3 protein-coding genes and 1 pseudogene are annotated in these 5562 nt (G+C 64.1%); 2 read left to right on the forward strand and 2 right to left on the reverse strand.

Going from position 1 to position 5562, the window contains the following annotated elements; all coding sequences use genetic code 11:
* Positions 1 to 76 precede the first annotated feature (76 nt).
* Positions 77 to 1125: pseudogene (gene deoC / locus ENZ75_RS17815) on the reverse strand (deoxyribose-phosphate aldolase).
* A gap of 152 nt (positions 1126 to 1277) precedes the next feature.
* Positions 1278 to 2105: a ferredoxin--NADP reductase gene (locus ENZ75_RS17820; RefSeq protein ID WP_063169685.1), complete on the reverse strand. Its 828-nt coding sequence runs from the start codon at positions 2103 to 2105 to the stop codon at positions 1278 to 1280.
* Positions 2106 to 2326: 221 nt separating this feature from the next.
* Between ENZ75_RS17820 and ENZ75_RS17825 the strand changes: the two genes are divergently transcribed.
* Together ENZ75_RS17825 and ENZ75_RS17830 are read left to right on the forward strand one after the other, a co-directional pair.
* Entirely contained in the window at positions 2327 to 4411 is a 2085-nt protein-coding gene (locus ENZ75_RS17825) for a hydantoinase/oxoprolinase family protein (protein ID WP_063169686.1), read from the forward strand.
* A 1-nt stretch (position 4412) separates the two neighbouring features.
* The coding region (locus tag ENZ75_RS17830) for a hydantoinase B/oxoprolinase family protein (RefSeq protein WP_128278213.1) at positions 4413 to 5562 on the forward strand (1150 nt) is incomplete at its 3' end.

Here is a 5562-nt window from a genome sequence, read left to right on the forward strand (position 1 = left end):
GTTCATCAGGTGCCTCCTTCACCCTCCCGCCTGGGAGGGTCGATCGGCAAAAGCCGATCGGGGTGGGGGTAAAGGCTTACGCCATCGCGTGGCGATGATTGGCCGAATAATGTCCGGTCAGATGATGCTCGAGCTGGCGCTCGATGTCGGTCAAGAGGCTCGACGCGCCGAAGCGGAACAGGTCCGGCTCCAGCCATGGCCGGCCGAGCTCTTCCTTCATCAGCACCAGCCAGTCGAGCGAGGCCTTGGCCGTGGAAATGCCGCCGGCCGGCTTGAAGCCGATGAGATAGCCGGTTTCCTCGAAATAGGCCCTGATGGCACGCACCATGGCGAGCCGACGGGCAGCGTCGCGTTGACGCTTTCCTTGCCGGTCGAGGTCTTGATGAAATCGGCGCCCGCCATCATCGCCACCATCGAGGCCAGCATGACATTGCGCAGCGTGGCGAGGTCGCCGGTGCCGAGGATGACCTTCAGATGCGCATCACCGCAGGCGGCGCGCATCGAGACGATCTCATTGTAAAGCTCCCGCCACTTGGCGCCGAACACCAGGCCGCGCGGGATGACGACGTCGATCTCGTCGGCGCCGTCACGGACCGAGGCCTCGATCTCCTGCAGACGGGTCGACAGCGGCGCCAGGCCATGCGGAAAGGCGGTGGAGACGGCGGCGACATGGATGCCAGTGCCGCGCACCGCATCGACGGCGGTGGCAACGAAGGGGTGGTAGACGCAGACGGCGGCCGGGCGGATGATTTCACCTGATATGCCGAGGCCCTCGACAATGTCGCGGCGGAACGGGTTGATCGCCTTGGCGCAGAGCCGGCGCACGCGCTCCTCGGTGTCGTTGGAATTCAGCGTCGTCAAATCCATGCAGGCGACGGCGCGCAGCAGCCAGGCGGCCTGGTTGTCGGCCTTGATCGAGCGCCGCTTGGTCAGGCTGGCGACGCGCCGTTCCAGCGCCGAGCGATTGACGCTGCGCACCGATTCCATGAAGCCAAGGTCGAGCTTCATGCCGGGGTTGCGCGCAATGCGATGATCGTGCGGGACGGCTGTATTGGCGGCGGCACGCGCCGGCAGCGGCGTCACCTTGGACGGGCCGACATCGGCTTCGCGGATTGTGCTGCTCATCTCCTGCCCTTTCATTCAGCGACGTATGCCGAAGATAGCCCGTGAAGCCGTACTTCACGAGTCCTGCGGGCGGTCATAACCGAAAAAGGCGGCGAAAGCAGCAGTTTTTGACCGTGCGGTCAAAAACGTAGACTTCGAGATGTTGGTGCGGCTCAGCCGACGAAGGCGCGCTCGACGACAAAAGTCGCCGGATGGCTCAGCGAGCCTTCCTCGAAGCCGAGACTTTCGGCCAGTTCCTTGACGTCCTTCAGCATATGCATCGAGCCGCAGATCATGATCCGGTCGGTTTCCGGGTTGAGCTTGTCGATGCCGAGATCGCTGTAGAACTTGCCGGAGCCGATCAGCGCGGTGATGCGGCCCATGCGTGCCGATTCCTCGCGGGTCGTCGAATTGTAGAGCGTGACGCGCCCAGTGGTCAGTTCACCGATCAGCGGGTCGCTTTCAAGTGCTGCGACCAGCTCCTGGCCATAGGTCATCTCGGCATTGTCGCGGCAGGTATGGGTCAGGATCAGTTGATCGAATTTTTCGTAGGTGTCGGGGTCGCGCAGCAGGCTGGCGAAGGGCGCGATGCCGGTGCCGGTCGAGATCATGAACAGCCGCTTGGCCGGCGTCAATGCGTCGACCACCAGCGTGCCCGTCGACTTCTGGCGCATGATGACGGTGTCGCCGACCTGGATCTTCTGCAGCTCCGAAGTCAGCGGGCCGTCCGGCACCTTGATCGAGAAGAATTCCAGCTCTTCGTCCCAGGCCGGGCTCGCCACCGAATAGGCGCGGTACACCGGCTTCTCTGCATTGGGCAGGCCGATCATGACGAACTCGCCGGAGCGGAAGCGCAGCGACTGCGGACGGGTGATGCGGAACGAGAACAGCCGGTCGGTGTAGTGCTTCACCGAGACCACGGTTTCGGCATAGACATTGGCCGGAATCGGGAACTGCAGCGGTCGGGCGCCGACGGTGTTGAGAGCGGATGTGGTGTTCATCAAATCCAACCTTCTGGCCCAGCTCACGGACGCGGGCGCCAAACCTTCACCTGCGCGCCCGGACCATTCAGGTCCCGGCGTGCTGTTCGCACACTCCAAAGCGGCAAGCTCTTGTGTCCGGAATTTATTAGTATACAAACGATATTTGCGTCAAGATGCTCCCTTAAAACAGCTTTCCAAACTGACGCATATCCGTAGTCCGCGCATTTCGGGTTTCGACGATGGAAGAGAATATTTCGGCGCAAGCGCGCGATCCCCAGGGAAATGTCGTTGCCGGTATCGATGTCGGCGGCACCTTCACCGACCTGCTCCTGATCGACGGAAGCGATGGCGGCAGGGTGTATCTGGCCAAGACGCCGACCACGGTCGACAACCAGGCCTTCGGTGTCGTTTCGGCACTCGGCGCCACCGGATTTCCGATCGACGGCATCGACCTCATCGTGCATGGCACGACCACCACCACCAATGCGGTGCTCGAACGCCGGCTGGCGAAAACCGGCATGATCACCACGCGCGGTTTTCGCGACGTGATCGAGCTTGGCCGGCGCACGCGGCCGCAGGCCTATGGCATGACCGGCAGCTTCGTGCCGATCATCCCGCGCAATCTCAGGCTCGAAGTGTCGGAGCGCGTCGAGGCGTCGGGTGAGATACGCACACCGCTCGACGAGGCCGAAATGCGCGAGGCGGTGCAGACGCTGATCGCGGCCGGTTGCGAATCCCTCGTCATCCATTTCCTGCATTCCTACGCCAATCCGGCGCACGAGCGGCGCGCCACCGAAATTGCCGCCGAGCTCTGGCCGAACGGCTACATCACGGCAGGCCATGCGCTGCTGTCGGAGGCGCGCGAGTTCGAGCGCGGCGTCACCGCTTCGGTCAACGCCTCGGTGCAGCCGATCCTCGAGCGTTATGTCGAGCGGCTGCGCAAGGAACTGGCTGCAAAAGGCTATGCCCGCGACTTCCTGATCATGAACGGCAATGGCGGCATGATCTCGGCCCGCTTCGTCACACGTGAATCGGCCAAGACTGTCATGTCCGGTCCGGCCTCGGGCGTCATCGCCGCCGCCTACACCGGAAAACGTGCCGGCTTCGAAAACCTCGTCACCTACGACATGGGCGGCACTTCGACCGACGTGGCGCTGATCCGCAATGCCGAGCCGGCTGTCTCGAACGAGATCGAGATCGAATATGCCATGCCGATCCATGTGCCGATGGTGGCGGTGCACACGGTCGGCGCCGGCGGCGGCTCGATCGCCCGCGTCGACGCGGCCGGCCTGATCCAGATCGGCCCGGAAAGCGCCGGCGCCAACCCCGGCCCGATCTGCTACGGGCGCGGCGGCCTCGATCCGACCATCACCGACGCCAATCTGGTGCTCGGCCGGCTGGCGCCGAAGAAGCTGCTGGCAGTCGAAAACCCGGTCACATCAGAGCGCGTCACCGGCATCTTCGAGGAGAAAATCGGCAAGCCGACCGGCCTGTCCGGCGTCGAGGCGGCGGGCGCGGTGCTGCGGCTCGGCAACATGAAGATGGCCGGCGCCATCCGCATGGTGTCGGTGTCACGCGGTCATGACCCCCGCGATTTCGCGCTGTTCGCCTTTGGCGGCGCCGGGCCGCTGCATGCGACTGCCCTGGCGCGCGAACTCGGCCTGCCCAAGGTGCTGGTGCCGGCGCGTCCAGGCATCACCAACGCGCTCGGCTGCGTCGTTGCCGACCTGCGCCACGACTTCGTCAACACCATCAACCAGCCGGTGTCGGTGCTCGACGAAACGCGCCTTCATGGGGTATTGGAACGGCACCGAAACGAAGGCGAGGAGCTGATCGGCAAGGAAGCGGTAAAGCCGGAGACGATCCGCGTCACCCACTCCGCCGACATGCAGTTCGTCGGCCAGACCCACATCATCAACGTGGCGCTGCCGTCCTCCTCGGTGACCCGGGCAACGCTGCAGCAGCTTTTCGAAAAGGCCTATTTCGCCCGCTTCAAGGTCGAGCTGCCGGAAATCCGAGCCAATCTCGTCAATCTCAATACATCGGTCACCGGCGTGCGTCTGGCGATCGATCTGTCGCGCCTGATCGATCCGGCGGGGCGCGCAGCAACGCTGGACGAGGCGCGGCGCGAAATCCGGCCGGTCTGGTATGCCGGCCGTTGGCACGACACGCCCGTATATGCGCGTGAAAAGCTGCCGCTCGATGCTATCATCGAAGGCCCGGCGATCCTCGAACAGATGGATGCCACCACCGTGCTCGAACCCGGCGACCGCGCACGCAGCGACGCTGACGGCAACATCATCATCGACATTGGCGAGGCCTGATATGGCAAAGCTCGACGCCATCACCCTTTCGGTCCTCCAGGCGGCCCTGCAGCAGGTCTGCGACGAGATGGACCTTACGTTCTCTCGCGCCGCTTTCTCGCCGGTCATCGCCGAGGCCAATGACCGTTCCGACGGCATCTATTCGGCTGTCGACGGTTCGCTGATCGCGCAAGGCAGCCAGGGCCTGCCGGTGTTCGTCGGCGTCATGCAGTATTCGACCAGGACGGTGATCGAGATGATCGCCGACGGCCGTTGCCTGCCGCCGGAACCAGGCGACATCTACGTCGTCAACGACCCCTATCTCGGCGGCACCCATCTGATGGATGTGCGCTTCGCCATGCCGGTCTACCGGGACGGCAAGATTTTCTGCTGGCTATCCAACACCGGCCATTGGCCCGACATTGGCGGCTCGGTGCCGGGCGGATTTTCAGCCTCGGCGACTGCCGTGGAGCAGGAAGGCCTGCGGCTGCCGCCGGTCAAACTGTTCAAGAAGGGCGTGCTCGACCCGGAAATCTACGCCATCATCTGCTCCAACATCCGCGTCGCCGACCAGCGCATCGGCGATATCAGGGCCCAGGCCGCCGCACTGCTGATCGGCCAGGATCGGCTGAATGGAATCCTGGATCGTTACGGTGACGAAACTGTTGTCGCGGCGATCGCCGAACTGCGCCGCCGCGCGGCCGAGCAGATGCGCGCCAACATCTCAGCCATTCCCGACGGCACCTACCATTCGAAGGCCTTTGTCGATTCCGATGGGGTGGTCAACGAGCCGCTGATCATCGCGCTCGCCGTCGAAAAACAGGGCGACACGCTGACCTTCGATTTCACCGATTCGTCAAAGCCCTGCGCCGGGCCGATGAACAGCGTGCTGGCGACGACCCTATCCTCGGTCTATCTCGCCATGCGCCACATTTTCCCGGATGTGCCGATCAGCGCCGGCGCGTTTGAACCCCTGATCGTCAAGCGGCCGGAAGGCACGTTCCTCGACGCCAAATATCCGCGGCCCGTCTCGGGCTGCGCCGCCGAGGTGTCGCAGCGCATCGCCGAGGCGGTGTTTGCGGCGATGGTGCAGGCATTGCCGGACAAGGTGACCGCCGCACCCGCCGGTTCCAGCGGCAATTTCGCACTCGGCGGCAACGACCCGGCACGCG

This window comes from Mesorhizobium sp. M7A.F.Ca.CA.002.04.1.1 (genome assembly GCF_004022805.1).
In the GTDB taxonomy this organism is placed as follows: domain Bacteria; phylum Pseudomonadota; class Alphaproteobacteria; order Rhizobiales; family Rhizobiaceae; genus Mesorhizobium; species Mesorhizobium ciceri.